21 protein-coding genes and 2 pseudogenes are annotated in these 24,103 nt (G+C 41.2%); 9 read left to right on the forward strand and 14 right to left on the reverse strand.

All coding sequences use genetic code 11. The features are described from left to right. The first annotated feature begins 377 nt into the window (after positions 1–377). The gene (gene ettA / locus ACRQ5D_RS02230) at positions 378–2,060 is read left to right on the forward strand and encodes an energy-dependent translational throttle protein EttA (protein WP_090528750.1); all 1,683 of its coding nucleotides are present in this window, start codon (positions 378–380) and stop codon (positions 2,058–2,060) included. A gap of 144 nt (positions 2,061–2,204) precedes the next feature. Next, positions 2,205–2,564, forward strand: coding sequence for an SMI1/KNR4 family protein (locus tag ACRQ5D_RS02235; RefSeq protein WP_431199029.1), 360 nt, complete (start codon positions 2,205–2,207; stop codon positions 2,562–2,564). A 206-nt stretch (positions 2,565–2,770) separates the two neighbouring features. Here ACRQ5D_RS02235 and ACRQ5D_RS02240 read toward each other — a convergent pair whose 3' ends face one another. From ACRQ5D_RS02240 to ACRQ5D_RS02270, 7 genes are all read right to left on the reverse strand, one after another. Next, positions 2,771–3,580 carry an SDR family oxidoreductase gene (locus ACRQ5D_RS02240; protein WP_143020732.1) on the reverse strand — a complete coding sequence of 270 codons (810 nt, stop codon included), beginning with the start codon at positions 3,578–3,580 and terminating at the stop codon, positions 2,771–2,773. Positions 3,581–3,860: 280 nt separating this feature from the next. After that, positions 3,861–5,183, reverse strand: coding sequence for an MFS transporter (locus ACRQ5D_RS02245; RefSeq protein ID WP_254780122.1), 1,323 nt, complete (start codon positions 5,181–5,183; stop codon positions 3,861–3,863). Between the two features lie 139 nt (positions 5,184–5,322). After that, positions 5,323–6,705 (reverse strand): M20/M25/M40 family metallo-hydrolase, encoded by a 1,383-nt coding sequence (locus ACRQ5D_RS02250; RefSeq protein ID WP_091165872.1) that lies wholly within the window; start codon positions 6,703–6,705, stop codon positions 5,323–5,325. A gap of 261 nt (positions 6,706–6,966) precedes the next feature. After that, positions 6,967–9,066: an ATP-dependent DNA helicase RecG gene (gene recG / locus ACRQ5D_RS02255; protein WP_091165869.1), complete on the reverse strand. Its 2,100-nt coding sequence runs from the start codon at positions 9,064–9,066 to the stop codon at positions 6,967–6,969. Between the two features lie 423 nt (positions 9,067–9,489). Further along, the gene (locus ACRQ5D_RS02260) at positions 9,490–9,867 is read right to left on the reverse strand and encodes a RidA family protein (protein WP_091165865.1); all 378 of its coding nucleotides are present in this window, start codon (positions 9,865–9,867) and stop codon (positions 9,490–9,492) included. Further along, positions 9,864–10,007, reverse strand: coding sequence for a DUF6728 family protein (locus tag ACRQ5D_RS02265; protein ID WP_369596624.1), 144 nt, complete (start codon positions 10,005–10,007; stop codon positions 9,864–9,866). The genes ACRQ5D_RS02260 and ACRQ5D_RS02265 overlap by 4 nt, the downstream gene beginning before the upstream one ends. Before the next feature lie 138 nt (positions 10,008–10,145). Continuing rightward, entirely contained in the window at positions 10,146–11,507 is a 1,362-nt protein-coding gene (locus ACRQ5D_RS02270) for an OmpA family protein (protein ID WP_091165862.1), read from the reverse strand. Between the two features lie 147 nt (positions 11,508–11,654). Here ACRQ5D_RS02270 and ACRQ5D_RS02275 point away from each other — a divergent pair, with 147 nt between their 5' ends. The 3 genes and pseudogenes from ACRQ5D_RS02275 (at position 11,655) to ACRQ5D_RS02285 (ending at position 12,942) form a co-directional block, all read left to right on the forward strand. Further along, entirely contained in the window at positions 11,655–11,819 is a 165-nt protein-coding gene (locus ACRQ5D_RS02275; protein ID WP_431199032.1) for an aminopeptidase P N-terminal domain-containing protein, read from the forward strand. A gap of 103 nt (positions 11,820–11,922) precedes the next feature. Further along, positions 11,923–11,988, forward strand: a pseudogene (locus ACRQ5D_RS02280) (hypothetical protein); the annotation flags it as partial. Between the two features lie 117 nt (positions 11,989–12,105). Then, complete coding sequence (locus ACRQ5D_RS02285) at positions 12,106–12,942, forward strand: M24 family metallopeptidase (RefSeq protein WP_431199033.1); 837 nt, start codon at positions 12,106–12,108, stop codon at positions 12,940–12,942. Between the two features lie 128 nt (positions 12,943–13,070). Here the strand turns inward: ACRQ5D_RS02285 and meaB are convergent. After that, a pseudogene (gene meaB, locus ACRQ5D_RS02290) lies at positions 13,071–13,894 on the reverse strand (methylmalonyl Co-A mutase-associated GTPase MeaB). A gap of 332 nt (positions 13,895–14,226) precedes the next feature. On the opposite strand from meaB, the gene ACRQ5D_RS02295 reads away from it, so the two are divergent. Genes ACRQ5D_RS02295 through ACRQ5D_RS02305 form a run of 3 tightly spaced genes read left to right on the forward strand, consistent with a single transcriptional unit; the run spans position 14,227 to position 16,275 of the window. Then, positions 14,227–15,219, forward strand: coding sequence for a glycosyltransferase family 9 protein (locus ACRQ5D_RS02295; RefSeq protein WP_256337394.1), 993 nt, complete (start codon positions 14,227–14,229; stop codon positions 15,217–15,219). Continuing rightward, positions 15,216–15,578, forward strand: coding sequence for a hypothetical protein (locus ACRQ5D_RS02300; protein WP_431199034.1), 363 nt, complete (start codon positions 15,216–15,218; stop codon positions 15,576–15,578). Before ACRQ5D_RS02295 ends, ACRQ5D_RS02300 begins: the two co-directional genes overlap by 4 nt. After that, positions 15,550–16,275 carry a glycosyltransferase family 4 protein gene (locus ACRQ5D_RS02305; RefSeq protein ID WP_431199035.1) on the forward strand — a complete coding sequence of 242 codons (726 nt, stop codon included), beginning with the start codon at positions 15,550–15,552 and terminating at the stop codon, positions 16,273–16,275. Before ACRQ5D_RS02300 ends, ACRQ5D_RS02305 begins: the two co-directional genes overlap by 29 nt. On the opposite strand, the gene ACRQ5D_RS02310 is transcribed toward ACRQ5D_RS02305, so the two are convergent. The 3 genes from ACRQ5D_RS02310 to ACRQ5D_RS02320 form a co-directional block, all read right to left on the reverse strand. Then, entirely contained in the window at positions 16,248–17,516 is a 1,269-nt protein-coding gene (locus ACRQ5D_RS02310; protein WP_091165849.1) for a glycosyltransferase family 4 protein, read from the reverse strand. The two genes, ACRQ5D_RS02305 and ACRQ5D_RS02310, sit on opposite strands and share 28 nt — an antisense overlap. Positions 17,517–17,534: 18 nt before the next feature. After that, positions 17,535–18,188: a glycosyltransferase gene (locus ACRQ5D_RS02315; protein ID WP_091165846.1), complete on the reverse strand. Its 654-nt coding sequence runs from the start codon at positions 18,186–18,188 to the stop codon at positions 17,535–17,537. 195 nt (positions 18,189–18,383) lie between these two features. Continuing rightward, positions 18,384–19,358 carry a glycosyltransferase family 2 protein gene (locus tag ACRQ5D_RS02320; RefSeq protein ID WP_432328407.1) on the reverse strand — a complete coding sequence of 325 codons (975 nt, stop codon included), beginning with the start codon at positions 19,356–19,358 and terminating at the stop codon, positions 18,384–18,386. Between the two features lie 187 nt (positions 19,359–19,545). Here ACRQ5D_RS02320 and ACRQ5D_RS02325 point away from each other — a divergent pair, with 187 nt between their 5' ends. After that, on the forward strand, positions 19,546–21,426 hold the full coding sequence (locus ACRQ5D_RS02325) for an ABC transporter ATP-binding protein (RefSeq protein ID WP_091165839.1): 1,881 nt from the start codon (positions 19,546–19,548) through the stop codon (positions 21,424–21,426). Between the two features lie 105 nt (positions 21,427–21,531). Here ACRQ5D_RS02325 and ACRQ5D_RS02330 read toward each other — a convergent pair whose 3' ends face one another. From ACRQ5D_RS02330 to ACRQ5D_RS02340, 3 genes are read right to left on the reverse strand one after another with little or no spacing between them, the layout of a single operon-like run. Then, on the reverse strand, positions 21,532–21,897 hold the full coding sequence (locus tag ACRQ5D_RS02330; RefSeq protein ID WP_091165836.1) for a CoA-binding protein: 366 nt from the start codon (positions 21,895–21,897) through the stop codon (positions 21,532–21,534). Further along, complete coding sequence (locus ACRQ5D_RS02335) at positions 21,890–22,366, reverse strand: DinB family protein (RefSeq protein WP_091165832.1); 477 nt, start codon at positions 22,364–22,366, stop codon at positions 21,890–21,892. The genes ACRQ5D_RS02330 and ACRQ5D_RS02335 overlap by 8 nt, the downstream gene beginning before the upstream one ends. Then, entirely contained in the window at positions 22,363–23,913 is a 1,551-nt protein-coding gene (locus tag ACRQ5D_RS02340) for an NAD(P)/FAD-dependent oxidoreductase (protein WP_091165828.1), read from the reverse strand. The genes ACRQ5D_RS02335 and ACRQ5D_RS02340 overlap by 4 nt, the downstream gene beginning before the upstream one ends. Positions 23,914–24,103 lie beyond the last annotated feature (190 nt).

Genomic DNA, 24,103 nt, shown 5'->3' on the forward strand with positions numbered 1-24,103 from the left:
GCATCAATCAACAGTTTTTATCTGAAAAGCCCGCTAACAAGCATTTTTTTTACAATATACGAACGAAACTTACCTGTTTGATATAAATATCCTAAAAAAGTTTAAACAAATTTCAAATATTTAATAACATTTCCACCTTTTAAGGCATTTCGTCATAAACATGACAATTAGGCATTAACCACCGGGTATCGTCATATAACTTATATACGGGAAACCCGCGGTGATGGTTGTGCGCTTCGCTTAAGATTCAATTAAATTTAAATTAACATTATAACTCAAAAAACAACTTAAAATTACTGCCCCCTAATCATTAATCTACAACCTCCGTTTCATCTATTTTAGCCATATTTGAATTTCTATTTATTGATCCAATTATAATGGCAGACGAAAAGATAATTTTTTCAATGGCCGGGGTGAGCAAAGTTTATCCCCCGCAAAAAACAGTATTAAAAAACATATACCTGTCGTTTTTTTACGGCGCTAAAATTGGCGTTATCGGCTTAAATGGCTCCGGTAAATCGTCATTGCTCAAAATTATTGCAGGGATTGATAAAACCAATATAGGCGAAGTGGTGTTTTCGCCTGGATATACCGTTGGCTACCTGAGCCAGGAACCGGAACTTGACCCTGAAAAAACCGTGCGCGAAATAGTTGAGGAAGGGGTTTCTGAAACTACTGCCTTACTAAAGGAGTATGAAGAGATCAACGAAAAATTCGGTCTTCCGGAATATTATGAAGATGCCGATGCCATGGAAAAACTCATGAACCGCCAGGGCGAATTACAGGATAAAATTGATGCGGTAAACGCATGGGAGCTGGATAGCAAACTGGAACGCGCCATGGATGCCCTTCGCTGTCCTGAACCGGATACCAAAATCTCAGTATTATCTGGTGGTGAGCGCCGCCGCGTAGCTTTATGTCGCCTTTTATTAAAGGAGCCGGATGTATTGTTGCTTGATGAGCCTACCAACCACTTAGATGCCGAATCTATTGATTGGCTGGAACAACATTTACAACAATATAAAGGAACAGTTATAGCTGTAACGCACGATAGATATTTCCTTGATAACGTTGCCGGCTGGATCCTGGAACTTGACCGTGGAGAAGGTATCCCATGGAAAGGAAATTATTCCTCATGGTTAGATCAAAAAGCCAAGCGTTTGGCCCAGGAAGAAAAGAGTGAAAGCAAACGTCAGAAAACCCTGGAGCGCGAGCTGGAATGGGTGCGTATGGGCCCGAAAGGCCGCCACGCCAAATCAAAAGCCCGTTTAGGCAATTACGAAAAACTGGCATCTGAGGAAACTAAAGAGCGCGAAGAAAAACTGGAGCTGTTCATTCCGCCGGGCCCGCGTTTGGGTAATGTAGTGATTGAGGCCAATGGCGTAAGCAAATCATACGGCGATAAATTATTGTTCGATAACCTGAGCTTTTCCTTGCCTCCGGCAGGTATAGTTGGTATTATTGGCCCTAACGGCGCCGGTAAAACTACACTGTTCCGCTTAATCACCGGACAGGATCAGCCCGATGCAGGTACCTTCCGTGTAGGTGAAACAGTAGCTTTAGGTTATGTAGACCAGATGCACGACGACCTTGACCCCAACAAATCTGTTTGGGAAAACGTAACGGGCGGCTTGGAAACCATTATGGTAGGTAACCGCCCGCTAAATTCAAGAGCATATGTATCTAAGTTTAACTTTAACGGTGCCGATCAGCAGAAAAAGGTAGGTGTACTATCAGGTGGCGAGCGTAACCGTGTGCACTTATCTATCACCCTCAAAAAAGGGTCGAATGTATTACTGCTGGATGAGCCTACTAACGATATTGACGTAAATACTTTACGTGCATTGGAAGAAGCCCTGGAAAACTTTGGCGGTTGTGCCGTAGTCATCAGTCACGACCGCTGGTTCCTCGACCGTATCTGTACCCACATCCTGGCCTTTGAAGGTAACTCACAGGTTTACTTCTTTGAAGGAAATTATTCTGACTACGAAGAGAACAGGAAGAAACGCCTGGGAGATGTTGCGCCGAAAAGGATTAAGTATAAAAAACTGACTGCGTAAAAACTTCATGTAAAGGTCGCATCTAACACAATTGATGCGGCCTTTGCTTTTATTTCTTAATTGCGGTAGTATAAGATGCTATATGTAATAGAAAAACTTAAATACCTGTTAAATAAATACGAGTTTGAACGGAGGTTAAAACCTTTGGAACAGAATATTTTAAACGCCCTTCCTTTTCAACTACCTGAAGACTATAAATATTACCTCGAAAATTACGGACCGTTTGGGGAGTTTATTGGCGAAAACTTTGTGCGCCTATGGCCAGGCGAAGAACTTGCAGAAGCAAACGATGGTTATGAATTTCCTGAATACAGGCCAGGTATATTAGGTATTGGCACCAACGGTGGAGGCGAATTCTTTGGCATCCAATTTAAAAAAGATGGAACTCATCGTATTATTCTTTCAGATTTTCTTAATGACGAAGAAAAGTACTTTATTGAAATCGGCACATCTTTTTCAGATATGCTTATTCGATTGGATAATGGCAAAGATTGGTTTGAATAAAATAAAATCCAAAATCTGCCGTGTGGGTTTAGCGATAGCGTAACCCGTGGTAAACACGCATAAAGCTTTCAGCTTTATCACTGAAGCTGAAAGCTTAAGCAATGCCCACTCCGGGTTACGCTATCGCTAAACCCGAAGTAGTTTTGAATATAACAAAAAATGCCATCCTGTTAGGATGGCATTTTTTTAGCTATTGAAATAAAATCTTACTTTATCCCGTAATGATCATTCATTAATTTCTCAAACAAACCGCCAGGTAAAATCGACTTTAGCGTAGGCACTATAGTTTGTCCCACCTGCCCAACCAGGTAACGATGTTTAGGGCTTGACGAAGCTACTATCGAAACCAGCTTTTTAGCTAATGATTCAGGACTTGGGGCAATGCTTTCGTCTTTCTCCATAGCGGCAACTGCGGCGTTGTATTCGGTTTCCAGTTTATCGTTCTTGATTGGGAATTTAACCTTAGCGCGGTTCTGGCTAAAGTCTGATTTAAAGTCGCCGGGGTTAAGCAGGGTTACTTTAACACCTGTATTGCGCAGTTCCATCCTTAAACTTTGTGAGTAGCCTTCAATAGCATATTTTGAAGCGCTATACATACCTTGATATGGCAAGCCGAATAAACCGGCCAATGAGCTGATGTTTACAATAAGGCCCTGACCTTTTTCGATCATGCCCGGCAATACTGCCGAACTAACACGGATCACACCAAAAAAGTTAACCTCAAACTGTTGCTTCGCACTTTCAACCGGCATAGCATAAGCCGGGCCAGTTACACCATTGCCGGCATTGTTCACCAATACGTCGATTTTGCCTTCGGTCTTAATAATGGTGTCGATTGCTGCCTTTACCGAAGCATCGTCGGTAACATCAAGTTGAACAGGTTTAAACGACACAGATTTCATGCGGTCGAGGTTACGTGATGACCCGTAAACCGTATGGCCCGCCGCTTGCAGTGCACTGGCACAAGCTAAGCCAATACCAGAAGATGCTCCTGTTACTAATATTACCTTTTTCATTGTTTGTAAGGGTGAGTTTGTTTTATTGTTTATTGGTTTGATGATGCCGTTTTTTGGCAACGTAAAGATGTGAATTTATAATGCAGCAAAGCAAGGGGATAGATTAAAAATAATGCAGGCTACATGAAAAATTCATGATTGTGAAAGCGATATCGTCCGCAAAATAGTAAACACATGGAGAGCGACGGCCTGTCACCCTGAGCTTGTCGAAGGGTCGCGCGCAGAGGCCCTGGATTTAAACACTCAGCAGGACACTCGTTTTAGGAATGTCAGAATTTCTCTACCCTTCCTTTATCCCCTCTTCACCCGGTGCATGGATCTGTTGCAATGATAATGGGATCAGTTTTTTAGTTTTCAGGTAAGTAATGCCTACTATAATCATAGTCATACTCCCCCCAAACAATACAGACGGAACAGTGCCCAGCAATTGCGCAGCCGTACCTGATTCAAAAGCACCAATTTCGTTTGATGAACCGATAAACATCTGGTTAACAGCCGATACCCTACCACGCATATGATCGGGCGTTAAAAGCTGCATCAGCGTACCTCGGATAATAACACTGATACTATCAAAAGCTCCTTCAGTAAATATAAATAATAGCGAGAGGTAAAAATTAGTTGATAAACCAAAACATATGATTGACAAACCAAAACCGGTCACCGCAATAAGCAGGTTACGCCACGGCTTGCCCATCGGCGAAAAACGTGTCATCACCAGCATGGTCAATACCGCCCCTAATGACGACATAGCCCTCATGATACCCAGTCCCTCAGCACCTACTTTTAATATCTCATTGGCAAAAACAGGCAGCAAAGCCACCGCACCACCAAAAAATACCGAAAACAGATCGAGGCTCATAGCGCCGATCATCATTTTGTTTCCAAACACAAAATGAATCCCTTCCGAAAGGCTTTTCCAGATACTTTCTTTAGGAACATATTGCGCCGGATATTGACGCAGCATGTACACCAACACCAACGATACCAGTAGCAAAAACAGAATACAGCTAAACGTAGCAGTTATACCGCTTAAACCAGGTATTACCTTATCCGCATAACCGTATATTAAACCACCTGCTGCCGGGCCCAAAATAGATGCAACTTGCCAGCTGCTACTGCTCCAGGTACTGCCATTTGGATACAATTCTTTTGGGATACTGTTAGCGTAAATGGTGAATGTTGCCGGGCCATAAAAGGCACGCGCCACACCATTACAAAATATCATAGCGTACATAATAGGTACAATCCAACCAGTATGAATAATACCGCTCATGCTTTTGAGTGTTACGGTAAACATCACCAGGGATGTCAGTAACACTCCACTAAAGATCAGCAAAAGCATTTTTCGCTTTTCAGATTTATCGGCGATATAGCCGCCGTACAAAGCAATACCAATAGCCGGAATAGCCTCGCACAAGCCAATAAGGCCGAGGGCTATTTTACTATGGGTGATACTGTAAATATAAAAGCCGAGTACTACGGCCTGCATGGAGTATGCAAAGGTGAAACAAAAACGCATGCCTATGTAAGATCTGAAATCTTTATAACGCAATGCTGCAAAGGAGTCTACTTTCCGGGGTTTACTATCGCCTTCTTCGGTCACTATTTATTAATTTTTAGATGTGCCGCAAAGGTAGCTATTTTTTGAACCATGATTTTTAGGATTAGAAGATTACCATGAATTTTATGCATGGTATCACATCAGGATCATCCTTTAATCCTAAAAATCATGGTTCGGTTCCTTACAATCCGTGCTGATCTATCAAATAAATTAACGCTGCCATACCAGCCGCGCCAAGTTCCAGCTCACGTTTGTTTACGTTTTCAAAAACGTCTTTAGCGGTATGGTGCAAGTCGAAATACCGTTGTGAATCAGGGCGGAAGCCAATTAATATTACTCCCGGTACCGTTTCTTTCATCGGCTCAATATCCGTACCCGCCCCTCCGATAGTTAACTTATCAACATCGTATGGCTCCAGGATTGATTTGAAGTTATCATTCACTTTTTTGATAAAATCTTTTGATACATCGGCAAAGCTGAACCCGCGGGGCGTAAAGCCACCTTCGTCGGTTTCAATAGCAGCAATGTGTTGCTCTTTATTTTGGGCGGCCAGTTCGGCATATTTAGTGCCACCTTTATGACCATTCTCCTCGTTCATGAAAAGCACGGCGCGTACCGAGTTTTTAGGTTTGTATCCAACCGTTTTAAAAATTCTCAATACCTCAACCGACTGCATTACGCCGGTACCGTCGTCATGTGCACCTTCGGCCAAATCCCATGAATCAAGATGCCCGCCAACGGTAATAAATTTATTAGGATTTTCAGAGCCGGTAATTTCTCCTATAACGTTATATGATTTCACATCAGGCAGTAACTCGCAATTTTGCTTAAAGTAAAATTTGGCCGCCGGGAATTTCCTCAACTTAAGCATAGCGCTCAACTTATTGGCTGCTTTTGTAGATATGGCCGCGGCTGGAATCATTTTACTGCCCGGGGCAGCAAGGGTAGCGCCGGTATGCGGATAATCATCGATGATTTCAGTGAGCGAACGTACTATTACACCGGCTGCACCAAGTTTGGCGGCTACGGCCGGCCCCATAAAACGCTGATCGCCTGCTGTACCGTAAGCCATGCCTGTTTCAATAAAACGGGGATCGAACGCGCGGTTAAAGAAAACGATCTTTCCTTTCACCACACTCTCGCCAAGGCCTTCAAGTTCTTTTATGCTTTTAACCTCGATAACATTAGCTGTAATACCTGCTTTAGGCGTTGCTATTGACATACCCAGGGCAACAATCGGTACCGGGATGCGGGTTTTACCATCAATAATAGCGGCCTTCTCTTTTGCTCCGCGCACCCAATGCGGCACCATTACTTCCTGCAGGTAAACTTTATCGAAACCATAACCATCCATCAGTTTTTTACTCCAGTCGACAGCCTTTTGAGCATTGGCAGAGCCGCTGAGGCGCTGACCTATATTTTTGCACAGGTAATGGAGATTTTCATAACACTGGCCGTTAACCAACGCTTCGTCATACATTTTGCGGATAGTTAATGAGTCCTGTGCCTTAACTTGTGTGCACAACAAGGCAGCAACAGAAAATAATAAAGTAAATTTCTTCATATATAAACAGTAAGATCAGTTTTAACAAATGTACTATTTGAGCAGTAAAGAGCGAAGAGCGGCGGGACTATAATTAAAAGAAGGCATTCAAATCACAAACCGCTAAAAAACCAATAACTTACGAGGAGGGCTGGCCTGTTACCTGAGCCCTGCTGAAGGGTCGCGCGCAGATGCCCTACCCACCATGCTTCGAGAGCATATCCATGACACCTGTTTTACCCGTCATACAAACAAGAAAGCAAAATGATGACGATTAATCCCTTAGGATATCTTATCCCAACTCAACCCTGCGTTCTTTACTTCAAATGCATGATGCAAAATCTGGTTTTCAGGGTGTGCCAGCTGAGGATCTTTTTCAAAAATGGTTTCAACACATTTGCGTACCTTGAAAAGTAACTCCTGATCGGTGGCCAGGTTGGCCAGTTTCAGATCAACTACGCCGCTTTGCTGGGTGCCTTCTATGTTGCCCGGTCCCCGCAACTGCAGGTCTATCTCCGAAATTTCAAAGCCATTGTTGGTCTTCACCATGGTATCCAGACGGATCTTGCCGTCGTGACTCAATTTATGACTGCTCATCAAAATACAATAGGATTGCTCGGCCCCGCGCCCAACCCTCCCCCTCAGCTGGTGCAATTGCGACAGGCCAAAACGCTCGGCATTTTCAATGATCATCACCGAAGCATTCGGTACGTTTACCCCTACTTCTATTACGGTAGTGGCCACCATGATCTGCGCTTCGCCTTTAATAAAACGCTGCATTTCAAAATCTTTCTCGGCAGGCTTCATTTTGCCGTGTACAATACTGAGCCGGTAATCAGGCAGCGGAAACTCGCGTGACATAGTCTCAATGCCATCCTCCAGGTTTTTAAGGTCGAGCTTTTCACTTTCCTGGATCAGCGGGTATACTACATAGATCTGTCTGCCCAATGCTATCTCCCGTTTCATAAAACCAAACATCCGTAAGCGCTGATTTTCATAAAAATGAACCGTTTGGATAGGTTTACGACCAGCCGGCAACTGGTCAATCACTGACACATCCAGGTCACCATATAATGTCATGGCCAATGTACGGGGAATAGGTGTAGCCGTCATTACCAATATATGCGGCGGAACAGCATTTTTTCGCCAAAGTTTAGCCCGTTGCTCAACCCCAAAGCGGTGCTGTTCATCAATTACCACAAAGCCCAGGTTTTTAAACTGTACTTTATCTTCAATAAGGGCATGGGTACCAACCAATATTTTAAGCGTACCTTCTTCAAGCTTTTGATGCAACACTTTACGCTCCTTTTGTTTGCTTGAACCCGTTAATAAAGCGACCTCAATAAAATCATCGCCTACGAGGCTTTTAATGGTTTGATAATGCTGGTTGGCCAAGATCTCGGTAGGCGCCATAATACAGGTTTGAAAACCGTTATCAATAGCTATTAACATGCTCATCAGCGCTACTACGGTTTTACCGCTACCCACATCACCCTGAAGCAGACGATTCATTTGTATGCCCCGTTGAGTATCCTGCCTAATCTCCTTCAATACCCGCTTCTGCGGATCGGTTAAGGTAAAAGGCAGCTTGTGATGATAAAACTCATTAAAATAATGCCCAACTTTATCAAATACATTCCCTTTAAACTTTTGCGTATGAAGAAGTTTATTTTTAAGTAATTTAAGCTGAAGCAGAAACAACTCTTCAAACTTCAAACGGTGTAATGCTTCATTAAGAAGTGTAGCATCAGCCGGGAAATGAATGTTACGATAAGCATCAGCCCGGTTGAGCAGCTTAAACTGATTGGTGATATATAAAGGCAGGTTTTCACGAATGTCCTTAGCATGCAGATCAAGCAATACCGCGGTAAGTTTTTGAATTCCTTTGCTATCCAGCGAAAATTGTTTGAGCTTTTCTGTTGAGTTGTAAACAGGTTGTAAGGATAGGTTACCCTGTTTTTGAGCGCCCGGCATATACAACTCCATTTCGGGATGCGCCATCTGTGGCATCATGTTAAAAAAGCCGGGCTTTCCGAACAATACATAAACCTTGCCGGGAATAATGGTTTTCTCTATCCAGTTAATGCCCTTAAACCATACCAGCTCAATAATACCAGTATCATCTTTGGCTTTTACCACCAGGCGGCGGCTTTGCTTTTCGCCAACAACTTCTTTATTGATAATACGCGCCAGCACCTGTACATAAGGCAGTTCTTCACGTATCTCCCTTACCTTATAAAAGCGGGTACGGTCAATATACCTGAACGGGAAATGGCGCAGCAAATCCTCAAAGGTGTGCAGTTCAAGTTCCTTTTTCAAAACCTCGGCCCTCGACTGGCCTACACCTTTTAAATATACAAGTGGCGTTTGAAAAGGGTTCATTGATTAACTGTTTTAACCTTTCTTTATAGCGGTAGAGTAAATGTAGTTTATGTGGTTTTCTTAAATTAACAGATGGCTATAATAACTATCGACTAATCTATAAATATAACGAGACAATCGCTGGTTGGGACAGGATACAAGGTAAATGAGCGTTCTTAAAACGCTGCTTATTGGATTTCATATGCAAACCTAATCTCTAACCGCCAATCTTTAATTTTGGGCGTTCCTTCGGCCGGGCTATCCGCTCATACGCCCGCAAGCCTTAGGCTCGGGCCGGTATCCGCTACTATCCCTAACGCATTTGTCTGAATCAGTATTTACAAAATTTAAGGATTTATAGAATGCTAAATAAATCCTTAAATCTGCTTAATTCCGGCTCAGACAAAATCCGAAATCGAAAATCCGAATTTCGAAATCAAAATATTATTTAACCGCAATAACCGAGATCTCAACGTTTACCCCTTTTGGTAAAGCGGATACCTGGATAGTTTCGCGGGCCGGAAAATCGGCAGTAAAATAGGTTCCGTAAACTTCGTTAACCTGTACAAAATTCTGCAGATCGGTTAAGAAGATACTGGTTTTTACTATGCTATTGAAACCTAAGCCAGCTTCGGTTAAAATAGCTTTGATGTTTTCCATTACCTGTGTAGCCTCTGCTTTGATGTCGCTGCTAATGAGTTCGCCACTTAGCGGATCAATAGGGATCTGGCCCGAAACAAATAAAAAACCACCGGCTAAAGTAGCCTGGCTATATGGCCCTATAGGGGCAGGTGCATTGTTGGTATTGATGATTGTTTTCATTTTTTAAGTATAAATACCTGTACCAGTTTCCAGATAATCCCGGCCAGGAACATGATTACAGCCAATGCATTTATAAAATGCATTACCCGCAAGTTAAAATTGTCGGGCCTGTTTGGATCTTTTTTCCTGAAGAAATACATTACACAAACTTACGCAAAATTTTGCCGCTGTAAACCCATACCTATTATATTAAGGTACAACAATCAAATACAAAACCTTATAAAACAAAGAAGGCTCCGGGTTATCCGGAGCCTTCGCAAATAATATTTAATCAGATATTATTTCTTTTTGAATTGAACACGACGGTTAAGTACGCGACCTTCTTCAGTTGAGTTGTCAGCAATTGGGTTAGTTTCACCGTAACCTTTTACTTTCACTTTCTTAGCATCAACACCAGAGTTAACTAAGTAAGTTTTTACTGAGTTAGCGCGGTCTTTAGATAATGATAAGTTGTGAGCAGCAGTACCTTCAGATGAAGCGAAACCATCAACTTCAACGGCTGAACCAGATGAACGCAAGTCAGCTGAAGTAGCATCTAACACTGGGTAAGATGAAGTACGTAATACTGAGCTATCAAATTCAAACTGGATGTTTGAGTAAGCAGCAGCTGGAGTTGGAGCAACAGTATCTTTAGGGAATACGATAACGCAACCAGAACCATCAACTACGCTACCTGCAGCAGTACCTGGGCATTTGTCAAACTGATCAGCAACACCGTCACCGTCAGAATCTTTTTTCAGGTCGTTAACAGCAGTTTCAACGTTAGCAACACGGCCTTTTAAAGCTTCTACTTCCTGACGTAAAGCTGCATCATACAGCTCGTCATACATCATAGCAACCGGGTTAACCCACTCTAATACTGGTTTCGATTTTGAACCTAAAGTAAATTCTAAACCAGCGTAACCGTATGAGTAGTGGTCTTTAGTAGGATAAGCCCTGTTGAAACCGTCAAGGTTATCACCATCAACATAGTTTTGAGTATAACCCAAATCTAAGGCAACAGCGTCACTTAACCTGAATTTAACACCTGCACCAACAGGGATAACCAATTCTTTTACGTAATGAGTACCGCTTGCACCATCGTTTTTGAAATGACCGGTTACCTGGGTTCCATTGTTAATCCTTGTAATAGTTGGATCATACATCGCTAAACCGAAACCACCTTTGAAATAGAAGTTAACAGCATTTTTACGACGGATGAAATCGATAGTAGCAACGTTAACAACCGCGCTTAAACTTCCTTGCCAGAATTTGGTATCATAGCTAACATAACCATTACGGTAAGTACCGCCGGTACCATCATTTTCGCCTTTAATTTTACCGCCGTTCAGGTCTAATTGTAAAGCAAAAGAATGTGCTAATTGCTCTTTCAATGAAATACCATAACCAAGGCTAAGTTTTTTCTTTTGGAAATCGCTTGAACCACCGGTTGCTAATGATTGTGAGGTAACACCACCATTTACACCAATGCTAAATTTCCTGTACTGGCCTAAACCACCAAATACCTTAGCGGTTGAGGTTTCAGATGACGTTGTAGTTGCCATTGTTTTGGTTGAATCGGTTTGCGCATTCGCCAAACCTGCAACCATCAAAGAAGCAAAAGACAATGCGACTGTTTTCTTTAATGTAGAATAATTCATAGTTTTTAAGATTAAACGATTTTAATTGTGATTTTTTTCAAATTTAGTAATTATGTTTGAATCCATGACCAAACATTGTTCCAAAAATTGTAATAGTTACACAAATAACTAAAAAAAATGATTTAATAAAATATTCAACCGATAAATATGAAATATCTGCCGATAAAAAATAGCTTATTTACAAATAATAGAAAAAATTTCGTTTCGAGAACAAAACCCAATTCAATCGCTATTTTTCATGCCAATGACGAGTTCCCGCGCAGTGGTGATCAGGCATTTATGTTTAAACAAAACCCGGATTTTTTTACCTAACGGGCATTGATCAGGAACAAAGCATCCTGGTTTTGTACCCCGATTGTCCTAATAAAGCATACAGAGAAGTACTTTTTTAAGACAAACTAACGAGCATATAGCTATTTGGGAAGGCCACAAATACACTAAAGAGGAAGCACGCGAAGCATCGGGCATTGAAAGTATTTTTTGGCTGAATGAATATGATACCATACTCCATGGCATTATTAACTATAGCGAAAATATTTACATCAATACTAATGAAAATGACCGGTACGCTCATACTGTTCCATATCGCGATTACCGCATGTATGAAGCTCTTAAATTAAAGTACCCGCTTCATAATTACACCCGTTCGGCGCCAATTTTACGCGATCTTAGGGTAATAAAATCAGATATTGAAATACAGCTCACACAAAAAGCCTGTGACATTACGCGTGATGCTTTTGTACGTGTTTTAAAATATACCAAACCCGGTGTAACCGAGTATGAAATTGAAGCTGAGATCATTCATGAATTCATCAGGCAGCGTGCTACGGGCCATGCTTACAATCCAATTATTGCTTCGGGCGCCAACGCTATTGTGCTGCACTACAATGATAATAACCAGGTATGTAACAAGGGCGATGTAATACTGCTTGATTTCGGCGCCGAATATGGCAATTATAATGCTGATATGACCCGGTCAATACCTGTTAGCGGCCGTTTCACTGAGCGGCAGCGCCAGGTTTATAATGCCGTTTTAAAAGTGATGCGGGAAGCTACAAAACTCATTGTAGCAGGCACAGTATGGAATGAATACCAGGAGGAAGTTGGTAAAATCATGACGGGAGAGCTTATTGGCCTGGGCTTGCTTGACAGACATGATGTTGAAAAACAGGATAAAAACGCCCCTCTGTATAAAAAATACTTCATGCATGGCACCTCGCACCATCTGGGCCTGGATGTTCATGACTATGCCAGCAGGTATAAACCTTTCGAGGCAGGGAATATACTAACCTGCGAACCAGGCATTTACATTTCCGCTGAGGGGTTGGGTATCCGCCTCGAAAACAATATCCTCATCACCGGCACCGGTAATATAGATTTAATGGGCAGCATCCCGGTTGAAGCAGAACACATTGAAGAAATTATGAACAGCTAAAACATACATTAAATTTATATAAACAAAAAAGCTCAATCTGTATTTTCTTTACATTAAGCTATCAAATAACTATACATAAGTATCCACAAAACTATACAGGTTAAAATTTCCGGCCTCCAAAGCTTTAGCTATATCAAGCTGAAGCTTTTTTTATCGATTCCAGTCATCATTTTTTGCTGAATAAGTTTGTATACTTTTTCGGTCAACAGCAATTTACGCCTGTTATTTTGCTTTAAATTGGCGTTTTGTATAAAGGCGGCTATATCCACGAGCCCCTGGTTTTGGGAGGCTATAGTTTTAAAAATGGGCGGCTGCTCGTTAACGCTGTGTGCAATGATCTTTTTTAAATTATTGGCAAACACATCGGCCCCCTCCCGATCTGCTTTATTGATAATAAAAGCATCAGCAATTTCCATCAAGCCCGATTTAATATGCTGAATCTCGTCTCCTGCCTCAGGCACCAATACAACCAGCGTAATATCGGCAAGCCCAGTAATTTCAATTTCAGATTGCCCTACGCCTACTGTTTCAATCAACACGAAATCAAACCCTGCAGCCCTTAGCACATCGGCCATCTCAATAGTTTTTGCTGACAAGCCTCCTAAAGAGCCCCGTGTGGCTAATGATCGGATAAAAACATCGGGATGAGTAAAATGAGAAGCCATCCTAATCCTGTCGCCAAGCAGGGAGCCAAAATTAAACGGCGATGTAGGGTCAATAGCCAGCACAGCCACTTTTTTCCCTCTCTTAAAAGTAAATCAATAACACCGTTTACCAGCGTACTCTTGCCGGCTCCGGGTGGGCCGGTAATGCCGATAACCGGGCAGCTTTTATCAAACTTAAGGCTTTTAAGCAATGCGCCGCTGCCATTAAGATCATTCTCAACGATCGTTAAAGCACGCGCAATTACACGAAAATTTAATTGACCAACGATATTTTGATGCAAATTCAAAGCAAATGATAATAAAGTCCAAATCTATTCATTATGTAACAAACACCTTATACCAATATTAAAACTTCGCTACGGGGAATTGGCTTATTTATTATATATCATGCGTATTATACCACTAACATAAATAACTAATATTTAAGCAAAAGACGAATAAGTAAAACTATAAATTGTTAATCAGATAAATAAGATATCTATAAACTACTATCTATAAAAGATGCGGATTAATATAACAACGATATAAAATTACATTAACCCTGTAACAGATTTAATCTTATCATTGCAAATTAATGTGTAGCATTTTTTTAATCCTGCCCGTACAATTCTTTAAGACAATGGCCGATATTAATTATATAAAAACACCACACATCTTAATAAGCAGGGTTGACGCTATTGGCGATGTTGTACTTACTTTACCTGTAGCAGCATACATTAAGCAATTATTTCCAAATGCTATGGTATCTTTTTTAGGCCGTACCTATACGCAGCCAGTAATCAATACCATATCTTCAATAGACTCATTTATTAATTACGATGAATTAAAAAAGCTCTCCGAAGCACAACAGATTGAATATCTGCAGAAACAAAACGTAGATGCAATAATTCATGTGTTGCCTAATAAACATATTGCCAGGATAGCAAGACAATCGGGTATTAAGCTCCGGATAGGAACAACCAACAGGGTTTTTCATTGGTACACCTGCAACAGGCTGGTAAAATTAAGCCGCAAAAAGTCCGACCTGCATGAGGCACAGCTTAATCTGGTGTTGTTAAAACCATTGGGGCTTAAGTATGTACCGTCCTTAATAGAAATTATATCCAATAATAACTTTCACAGCAAAATTGAGCTTACGCCGGCTTTAAGTTCTGTACTTGTAAATGATAAGTTTAACCTGATCATCCATCCAAAATCACACGGCAGCGGTATGGAATGGGGCCTGGATAATTTTGCCGAATTGATACACCTCCTTTCACCCGAAAAATTCAACATCATTGTAACTGGCTCCGAAAACGAAAAGGCCTTGCTTGCAAACTGGCTGAAAACACTCCCTTCAACAGTACAAGATATGACCGGAAAGATGTCGTTAAGTGAGTTAATTGCATTTATAAGTAAAACTGGCGGGCTTATTGCTTCAGGTACAGGCCCGCTGCATTTGGCTGCTCTAACCGGGATCAATACCCTTGGATTATTCCCCTCATTAAGGCCTATACACCCTGGCCGATGGGCACCTGTTGGCAAAAAAGCGAGCTATATTGAAAGCGGAACAAACAATTTAGAAACAATTACGCCGTTTATGGTGTCAGAGAAAGTTAAAACATGGATATGAATAAACCTCGTGTATTGGTAACGTTTGATTCGATGCAATATCCCAATACAGGCTTATTTTATTTTGGAAGAAGCTTGGGAAAGGCACTGATAAAAGAAAATAAAAATTTTGATTTGAGTTATTTTTTATATGACGCCACATCTGACTTTGATAACGATGAAGTGAAGCGGCATTTCCGCCAAAAATATCATAAGTTTTTTTTCATAAACAGAGACAGTATAAAACTTTTCCATTTTACCGATCAATTTTCAAGGTTAAAACCCAAAAAAGTACATAGCAAGTACAAGAAGATCATGACTATACATGATATTAACCAGATTCACGAAAATATTGGCAAAAAAACTAAATCATTACCTTAAAAAGTTAGGCGAGCGTATTAATAAATGCCACCGTATAGTAACCATTTCTAAGTTTGCTGCAAGAGATGTTGTTACTTATTTTCCTGAAGTAGCTGATAAATTAACGGTAATTTACAACGGTGCCGACAAACTTGAATCACCGCACGGCCACCTCCCCGCATATCATACTAAAGGAAAATTCCTGTTTACTATAGGTATCGTATCTGCCAAGAAAAACTTTCATGTTTTACCTGCATTATTAGCCAATAACAACTTTGAACTCATTATAGCCGGGATAAAAACCCCGTATGAAGACGAAGTTATGGCAGAAGCAAAAAAATATGGAGTGGAAAGCAGAGTAAAAATAATTGGAACAATATCAGATAATGACAAAGCATGGTATTACAAACATTGTGAGGCCTTTGTTTTCCCTTCAATAGCCGAGGGCTTTGGCTTGCCTGTAATAGAGGCGATGCACCACGGCAAACCTGTTTTTACTTCAACGCATACTTCGTTACCCGAAATTGCAGGAGATTGCGCTTACTTTTTCCCGAGTTTTGATGGCAGCGAGATGCAAAAAGCATTTAATGAGGGTATGCAGCATTTTCGCCAACATAACCCGTCAGAAAAAATCAAGGCCCATGCGCAAAAATTCAATTGGGATGAAACAGCAAGGCAATATCTGCAGCTTTATTGCGAGATGCTTGACGAAGAATGACCGGCTACATAGTCAACAGCCGCATCAAATTTCTCTAACACTTTTACCCAGGTATAATTTTCGGCTACATATGATTTGGCTTTTTCGCTCAGATCCGCAACATTTGTATTATTACTAAAAGCTGTTTGGATAGCCGCTATAAAAGTTTCCTGGTTGTTATATAAGAAACCGGCTCCACTTTTATTAATATGATCTTTGATAACCTCGCATTTTTCATTGGCTATAACAGGAATACCATAAGCCATGCTTTCGAGCGTTACTAATGATAAGCTTTCAAATATTGAGGGAATTACCAACGCCCTGGAATTTTTGAGCAGGTTAAATTTAATATATTCATCAACAAAGCCAGTGTAAATGATTGACGGATGTTCTGTAACCGGCATAAATGCCCTGCCTACAAATACAAGCTTAATATCATTATCCGTACTGGCCTTAAACTTTATAAAGTTGCTGATAAGTTCATCACAGGCCTTAGCAACCTCTATACGCCCGATATAAATAATATAATTGCCGGCCTGTTGTAGCAGAGCATTGGCGCCCGGACTGGGTTGAAGTGCCGGCACATCAATTCCAACCCCAACAACGTCTGAATAGATATCCTCGTTACCAAAAACTTTGTTAACAAAGCGTCTTTCGCTTTCGGTATTATAAAGAATGGCCTTAGGCTGTTTAAAAAAGCTTCTAAAAAATTCGAGATATATAGGTGGCTCGTCGTGAGCAGTAGGTATCAGTATAGATTTATGAGAGGCCACTGAAATCCCTATAGCGGTGGGATAATACAAATAGGTAAAAAAGATAAGGACATCATAATTTTCCTGATTGGTTTTCAAAAACGTGATGAGCTCGGGCACATAAGGCCCCTGTTCCTTTATCCACGCTAACTCGTTTTCGGCCCGGGGTTTAACCCCGGTCAATTTTTCAAAGTTTTTCAGCTGCCCGAAATAGCCAAGCAACCTATGATATCTTCTTTGCTTTTTCTTCCGTAACCTGCGGCCTGCAAGCTTAAATTTTTTCAAGTCCCTTGGGTGTTCAACACCGAAACGTATCACCTTAACGCCATTTATAAATTCGGTGCCGATAGCGTATTCGTTTGCCCATGACATATAATCTTTAGCACAGGTAGTAAGCACCTCAACAGTAAAACGGTTGTTTAGTTTTTCAGCAACTAAACGGCAATGGTACTCGGCACCACCATTAACCTCGATGCCATACCGCTGAACAATAAAAGCTATACGTTTCACTAAAATAAATGTGTTTGGTCAGGATTGTAAGGTATCATAAAAATTGTTTTGGGCTTCCTGTCGTTCAAGGTTTTTAATGTGCATCAGGCAATACTTCTCATTTTTACGAGGCAAATAGCAGCTTTTTTCAAAGCCATAAAGTTCTTCATGTACCTTATTTTTCCATTTAATATGCCCGTTTAACTTGAGGATCCTAAACTGGTAATCCGGAAAGTTAACGCGGTTAAGTTTATCAACCGTCCAGTTCCATTTTTGTATATGCGCCTCTGTAAGCCCTTCAACAATATTAACCCTTGGTACCAGGAAGCAATCGCAATCTGGCTTCCGGTACAAACGTTTTTTTATACGTTTGATAAGCGTTTTCTTAGGGATTTCATCGGCATCTATCTGAAACAGGTAGTCGCTGGATGCATTTTTCACCAGGTTATTTTTAAACGATGCAAAATCGCTGTTAAGCTTTGCCTTTAAATGTACTATTTGATGCTTATACTTTTCAATTACTGCGGTAGTTTTTTCATCCTCCTTAGTAATATCCTGCAATATTATTACTTCATCATTTTTATCAATGTTTTTGAGCAAATGAGCCAGCAATTTGTTTAGTTGCTCATGTTCATTACAAACCGTTACGCCGTATGATATGCTTACTTTATTTTTATAAAAACTGAAAAACATTATTTCCTTTTGATGAGCAGGTGTTGATAAGTTGCAAAGTTAGCTATCCTGACCCGGAAAATATGCTTTCTGAATATCATATTGCCCAACCCTAACAACTTGTAAATTATTGCAGTTCGTTTCTGTCTTTTGCGCGTAATTAAGCCGCTTAGGTTTTCCAGGATATCCAGCGAACGTGCACCAAATTTCTTTCCGTCAAAAAAACAAGGATGTCATTTTCTTTTTTTGATGGTATGATTTTATCTTATTATTTAAATTAAACAGGGTATTCCGTTGCTCCCGATCAATATATTCGTTGAAATCACCATCTACATAAACGGTAGCACAAAGTGGTTCTATTTTTTCAAGCAACTCTGTGCTTCCATTCTTTACTACAAACCCAACGTCGTATTTTATTTTTACTGCCGATGAATTTTTGAAACCCCACTTCCTGAAAAAATTACGGTTAGAGTTTAGTTCAATCTGCATGGTACGGTTTTGATACTCCTCTGAAAACCTGGATGTTTTACTAACAAAGTGATAACACAAAGCATTAACTGTTACGTATCCTGTGAGGCCCAGCAGTCCCAGTCTTATAATCATATCGTCATCCTCACAAAACATCGGATTGTATAAAGGGTCAAAGCCGCCGATATCGAGCAATGTTTCTCTTAGCATACAAAAGAAAAAAGTTGTAGCATCATTTTTAACATCGGGTTGCTTTTTGTTTTGAATTTCAGCAGCGTATTTATAAAACCCCGCAATATCAAAGGTGTTAATATCGGCTCCAAAATCTTTTACAAGTTTGCCTGGTCTTTCGTCATCAGCAAAAACCGGCGGTTCAACGGTGGTAAATTTGGTGATGCTTTGTTTCGATATGCTTTTCTCCAGATATTCAATAAAATTGGGAGCAATTATTATATCGTTATGTAATAAGGCAACGTATTTTTTTGTTGCTATTTCAATGCACTTGTTATAAGTATCTGAAAATGTTTTCGCTTCATCCGAATAATAATACCTGACATTGCTGTCATTCAAACTATCCAACCATAAATGGGTTCCGTCGGTACTATTGTAACTTGTAAAAACAATTTCAACATCAGGGTAAAGGGCGCGCGTGGTAGCATAAAAGTTTTTACTGTAGTCTAAATTATTCTTCAGTCCTACCAGTAATGCTATATTATTATTCATTTTTTTAACGTTGATATGCCTGATGTATTTAAGCACAATCTTTGATAAAGGTATATAAAATCGGATAGTTTCTAACAGGCCAGGTTCTGTCAGCTGTAAGTATTAGTAAATGCCCCCGGCAGCTTCTATATTTTTGATCACTTTAATTACTTAATTACTATTAGCTTTGCACTTTTAAAATAATTTGATGAAGATATATTTCAGGCTTCTGTCATTCGCTCGTCCTATAGGAAAATTTGCATTCCCTTATTTTATATGCACGTTGTTCTCGGTAATATTTAATACGCTCAATATAGCGTTGCTTGCACCCTTACTTACTACAATTTTTGATAAACACGCTGCAAATGCCGTAATTGTTAAACCCAAAAACTGGTGGGACCCTATTAAGGACTTTGAATTTTTCGCTCATACAGCTAATCAACATTATGGCCCGCTTGGCGCTTTAAAGTTTGTTTGCATAGCAATCGTTACATCAGTTTTACTTAGTAATTTATTCAGGTATTTATCGCAGCGCATAATGGAAAACCTGCGTATTTATACATTGCTTAACCTTCGCCGTACTGTATTTAACAATGTAATGAACCTGCACCTTGGTTATTTTAGTAATGAACGCAAGGGCGATATCCTTTCAAAAATTTCAGCAGATGTGCAGGTGGTGCAGTTTTCGGTTACCGGTACTTTACAGGTTGCTTTCAAAGAACCTTTTCAATTGATAGCCTACCTGATAATGCTGTTTGTAATATCCGTTAAACTAACCTTGTTTTCCATGCTGATAATTCCTGTTTCGGCGTTTATAATATCAAGGATAGTTAAACGGCTTAAAGAACAGGCCGCCGAATCACAACAAACCTATAGCAACATGATCAGTAATCTTGATGAAGCATTATCGGGTATTAAGATCATAAAAGCATTTAATGCTGCTTCATTTATAAAAGACCGTTTCGATCACGAAAACAAGGAATATTCAAGAATTACCCGATCAATGGCCAAGAGGCAGCAAATGGCCTCGCCTGTATCCGAATTCTTAGGCGTTTTAATGGTTGCCGGCATCGTGTTATATGGTGGCTCGCTAATTATAAGCGGCACCGGCACTTTAGCCGCCTCGGATTTTATTGTTTACATTGCCCTTTTTTCGCAAGTTATGCGTCCGGCTAAAGCAATTTCAGATTCTTTTAGTAACATTCACTCCGGCATAGCAGCAGGCGAACGCGTACTGGCGCTAATAGATGAGAAACCACTAATTGTTAACGCTCCTGATGCCACAGAACTTACCGGCTTTGAAGACAAGGTTACATTTGAAAATGTATCATTTGCTTATGCAGTTAAACCTGATGTTAAGCAATCCGCTGATACCGGAAAGTCATTGATTGAAACTGAAAAATATGTACTTAAAAACATTAACTTCGAAATTCCGAAAGGAAAAACAGTAGCCCTTGTCGGGCCATCCGGCGGAGGAAAATCAACTTTGATGGATCTGCTGCCCCGGTTCAGTGAGCCTCAATCTGGTACGATCTCTATCGATGGTAAAAATATCCAAACCGTTACCATGGAATCATTAAGAGCTTTAATGGGTATAGTTAACCAGGAGTCCATTTTATTTAATGATACCATTTTTAACAATATCGCTTTTGGTAAAACAGGTGTAACGCAGGCAGAGGTTGAAGCGGCTGCGCGAATAGCCAATGCCCATAACTTTATTATGGAAACGCCAAATGGCTATCAAACCAATACCGGCGACCGCGGCACAAAATTGTCCGGCGGCCAGCGCCAGCGGATCTGTATTGCACGCGCGGTGCTCAACAACCCGCCAATCATGCTATTAGACGAAGCTACCTCTGCATTGGATACCGAATCCGAAAAACTGGTACAGGAAGCATTGAACAACCTAATGCAGAACCGGACATCGCTTATAATAGCCCACCGTTTAAGCACCATACAAAATGCAGATATCATTCTCGTTCTTGAAAATGGCTGCATTGTTGAACGTGGCTCGCATTTGGAATTATTGCAAAACAATGGTTTGTACAGGAAACTGATAGATATGCAGGCCTTTAACAGCGGAGAGTGAGTTGAGAGTCCAAAGTCATAAGTCCTAAGCCCTACAAGTTCAAAGTATTAATCTGATCATGTCTGACAGACATCCGACTTTGAACTATCGACTTAGACTTCGAGCTTAATACTGTCCTATCGATAACATTACTAACGTACAGGCATACTCCGTTTCGATGCCCTGCTCGTTAGCCTTGCGCCTCAGTTCGCTGTTTTCAGTACCAGGGTTAAATATGATCCGTTTGGGTTTTGTGTTCAATATATAATCATACAACGAAGGTTGATTTTGTGGGCCAACATACAGCGTTATGGTATCAATATCACGGTGTATGGTTTCAGGTTTTTCAATAGGTACGCCAGCTACTTCGCCCGTTTTTACGCCGACATTAACAATGGTATGCCCGCGTTCAACCAAACGGGTAGCCGCAAAATTGGCATACCTGCTGGTATCTGGCGTTGCCCCTAATATTAATGTTTTTTTATTAGCCATTGATCATCCTGTTTAATAAAGCAATTTGCGCGGAATGATAAATATGATGCTGTATCAAACCGGTCACCTGGTATTCGTAAGTTTCTCCGGCTTCTCCGCCCTTTTTGGTAACAGGCTCGTTCCATTTTTCTTCCGGGAAGTTTTGGATAAAGCCTGCCAGGTTTACATTCACCAGCTTTATATCTTCAACAATCCATTTCCACTTTTGTTCGTCGGGCAGGCCGGGTTCAGGCCAGTCACCACGAACCGGCAACTGTGCGTCCATGCCATTCATGCGGTCCATTACTTCTTCAGTCCATCCGGTCATGTGCAAAATAATAGCGGCAATATTATGTATTGAGCCAGCGGGCTTTTCATAGGCAGCTTCAAAACTGATATTATCAACAATGGAATAAACTGAGGGGCCATACCATGGTTCGCCCGACAAAACGCTTTGAAGCTGGTTAAATAATTTTTGAGATGTGGTCATGATAATATTTTTAAAGCAGCAGTTGCACAGTTAATTCCATCAATAGCAGCAGAAATTATACCACCCGCATAGCCCGCCCCCTCTCCGCAGGGAAATAAACCCCTAACCTGTGGATGCTGTAAGGTCTCCCTGTCGCGCGGAATTTTAACAGGCGATGATGTACGCGATTCAACGCCAACCAAAATGGCGTCGTTGGTATAATAGCCTTTCATTTTTTTACCGAATACCGGTAGCGCTTTGCGCAAGCGCTCATTGATCCACCCCGGTAACAATTCTTTAAGTTCAACGCTTTTAGTACCGGGCAAGTATGAATTAACGGGTAAATCGTTTGATAAACGGTTCTGCACAAAGTCAACCATCCGTTGTCCGGGCGCTACCAGATTACCGCCACCGGCTACAAAAGCAGCATGTTCAACCTGTTTCTGAAAGTTGAGCATCTTAAAAGGATCGCTATCATCGCCGGCAACGTCCTCCAGGTTAATCTGAACTACCGTACCCGAATTGGCAAATGGGTTATTTCGCTTTGAAGGGCTCCAGCCGTTTACCACAATCTCCCCTGCTTCTGTTGAGCACGGGGCTATGATGCCGCCCGGGCACATACAAAAAGAAAACACACCGCGGTCGTCAACCTGTTCAACAAGGCTATAATATGATGGCGGCAAATCAGGGCCTCGCAATTCGCAATGATATTGCGCGCGGTCAATTATTTCTTGCGGATGCTCTATCCTTACACCTAAAGCAAAAGGTTTAGCTTCGATCAGGATATTTTGGCTATGCAGCATTTCAAACACATCCCTTGCCGAGTGGCCTGTAGCCAGGATCACAGCATCTGACATAATCTTTTCGCCCGCAGCTATTTTGACGCCTTTAATTTTTCCAAAATCAACCAACAGTTGACTTACTTTGGTATCAAACATGATCTCACCGCCTGCGTTCAGCACTGTTTCGCGCATGGCAGTGATAATCTGCGGCAGTTTGTTGGTACCGATATGCGGACGGGCGTCAATCAAGATATCTTCGGCAGCACCATGGGCTACAAACATTTTAAGCACCTGGGTCACGTCTCCCCGCTTGGTTGAGCGGGTATACAGCTTACCATCCGAATAAGTACCTGCCCCGCCTTCCCCAAAACAATAATTTGATTCGGGGTTAACGAGGCCTTGTTTGTTGATATTTGCCAAATCACGGCGGCGTTGTTTTACATCTTTGCCCCGTTCAATAACAATTGGTTTTAAACCCAGTTCGATGCATTGCAGGGCAGCAAATAATCCGGCCGGGCCTGCACCAACGATGATTACTGGTCGGCCAAATTGCACGTTGGGGTAATTAACAGAAAAAATTTCAGGCTGGTAGACCTCTTCTATAAAAACCCTCACCTGCATGCGGTAAACCACACGGCGGCCGCGCGCGTCAATAGAACGCTTTAAGATTTTTAACGCCGAAATATTTTTCAGGGGAATTTTCAGCGCTGCTGACGCCAGTTGCTTTAAAACTGCTTCATCTTCCTGTTGCCCGGGAGGACAAACTATCTCTGTTTCTTTTGTCATGACTGATGCCGGGTTTTTATCCCGGATGGTGCAAAGTTAAGAATCCCCGGTTAAATCTCTCCTCAAAGGGGGAGACTTTTAAAAGTATCGGGAGAAGGTTCAAAATCCTCAAAACCGTTCGGCTTTGCACATTGACCGTACGCTATCGAACAGTTTTAAAAGCCAACAAAAAATAAAATACTGAAAATCA

Source organism: Mucilaginibacter sp. P25, assembly GCF_050859465.1.
Classification (GTDB): domain Bacteria; phylum Bacteroidota; class Bacteroidia; order Sphingobacteriales; family Sphingobacteriaceae; genus Mucilaginibacter; species Mucilaginibacter gossypii.

Coding starts and splice junctions, on each gene's coding strand:
- ACRQ5D_RS02275 (WP_431199032.1), top strand. CDS start 11,655: ATGAAATATCTGCCGATAAAAAATAGCTTATTTACAAATAATAGAAAA.
- ACRQ5D_RS02285 (WP_431199033.1), top strand. CDS start 12,106: ATGTATGAAGCTCTTAAATTAAAGTACCCGCTTCATAATTACACCCGT.
- ACRQ5D_RS02300 (WP_431199034.1), top strand. CDS start 15,216: ATGAATAAACCTCGTGTATTGGTAACGTTTGATTCGATGCAATATCCC.
- recG (WP_091165869.1), bottom strand. CDS start 9,066: ATGAACCCTTTTCAAACGCCACTTGTATATTTAAAAGGTGTAGGCCAG.
- ACRQ5D_RS02260 (WP_091165865.1), bottom strand. CDS start 9,867: ATGAAAACAATCATCAATACCAACAATGCACCTGCCCCTATAGGGCCA.
- ettA (WP_090528750.1), top strand. CDS start 378: ATGGCAGACGAAAAGATAATTTTTTCAATGGCCGGGGTGAGCAAAGTT.
- ACRQ5D_RS02325 (WP_091165839.1), top strand. CDS start 19,546: ATGAAGATATATTTCAGGCTTCTGTCATTCGCTCGTCCTATAGGAAAA.
- ACRQ5D_RS02335 (WP_091165832.1), bottom strand. CDS start 22,366: ATGACCACATCTCAAAAATTATTTAACCAGCTTCAAAGCGTTTTGTCG.
- ACRQ5D_RS02295 (WP_256337394.1), top strand. CDS start 14,227: ATGGCCGATATTAATTATATAAAAACACCACACATCTTAATAAGCAGG.
- ACRQ5D_RS02330 (WP_091165836.1), bottom strand. CDS start 21,897: ATGGCTAATAAAAAAACATTAATATTAGGGGCAACGCCAGATACCAGC.
- ACRQ5D_RS02315 (WP_091165846.1), bottom strand. CDS start 18,188: ATGTTTTTCAGTTTTTATAAAAATAAAGTAAGCATATCATACGGCGTA.
- ACRQ5D_RS02340 (WP_091165828.1), bottom strand. CDS start 23,913: ATGACAAAAGAAACAGAGATAGTTTGTCCTCCCGGGCAACAGGAAGAT.
- ACRQ5D_RS02265 (WP_369596624.1), bottom strand. CDS start 10,007: ATGTATTTCTTCAGGAAAAAAGATCCAAACAGGCCCGACAATTTTAAC.
- ACRQ5D_RS02270 (WP_091165862.1), bottom strand. CDS start 11,507: ATGAATTATTCTACATTAAAGAAAACAGTCGCATTGTCTTTTGCTTCT.
- ACRQ5D_RS02320 (WP_432328407.1), bottom strand. CDS start 19,358: ATGAATAATAATATAGCATTACTGGTAGGACTGAAGAATAATTTAGAC.
- ACRQ5D_RS02240 (WP_143020732.1), bottom strand. CDS start 3,580: ATGAAAAAGGTAATATTAGTAACAGGAGCATCTTCTGGTATTGGCTTA.
- ACRQ5D_RS02250 (WP_091165872.1), bottom strand. CDS start 6,705: ATGAAGAAATTTACTTTATTATTTTCTGTTGCTGCCTTGTTGTGCACA.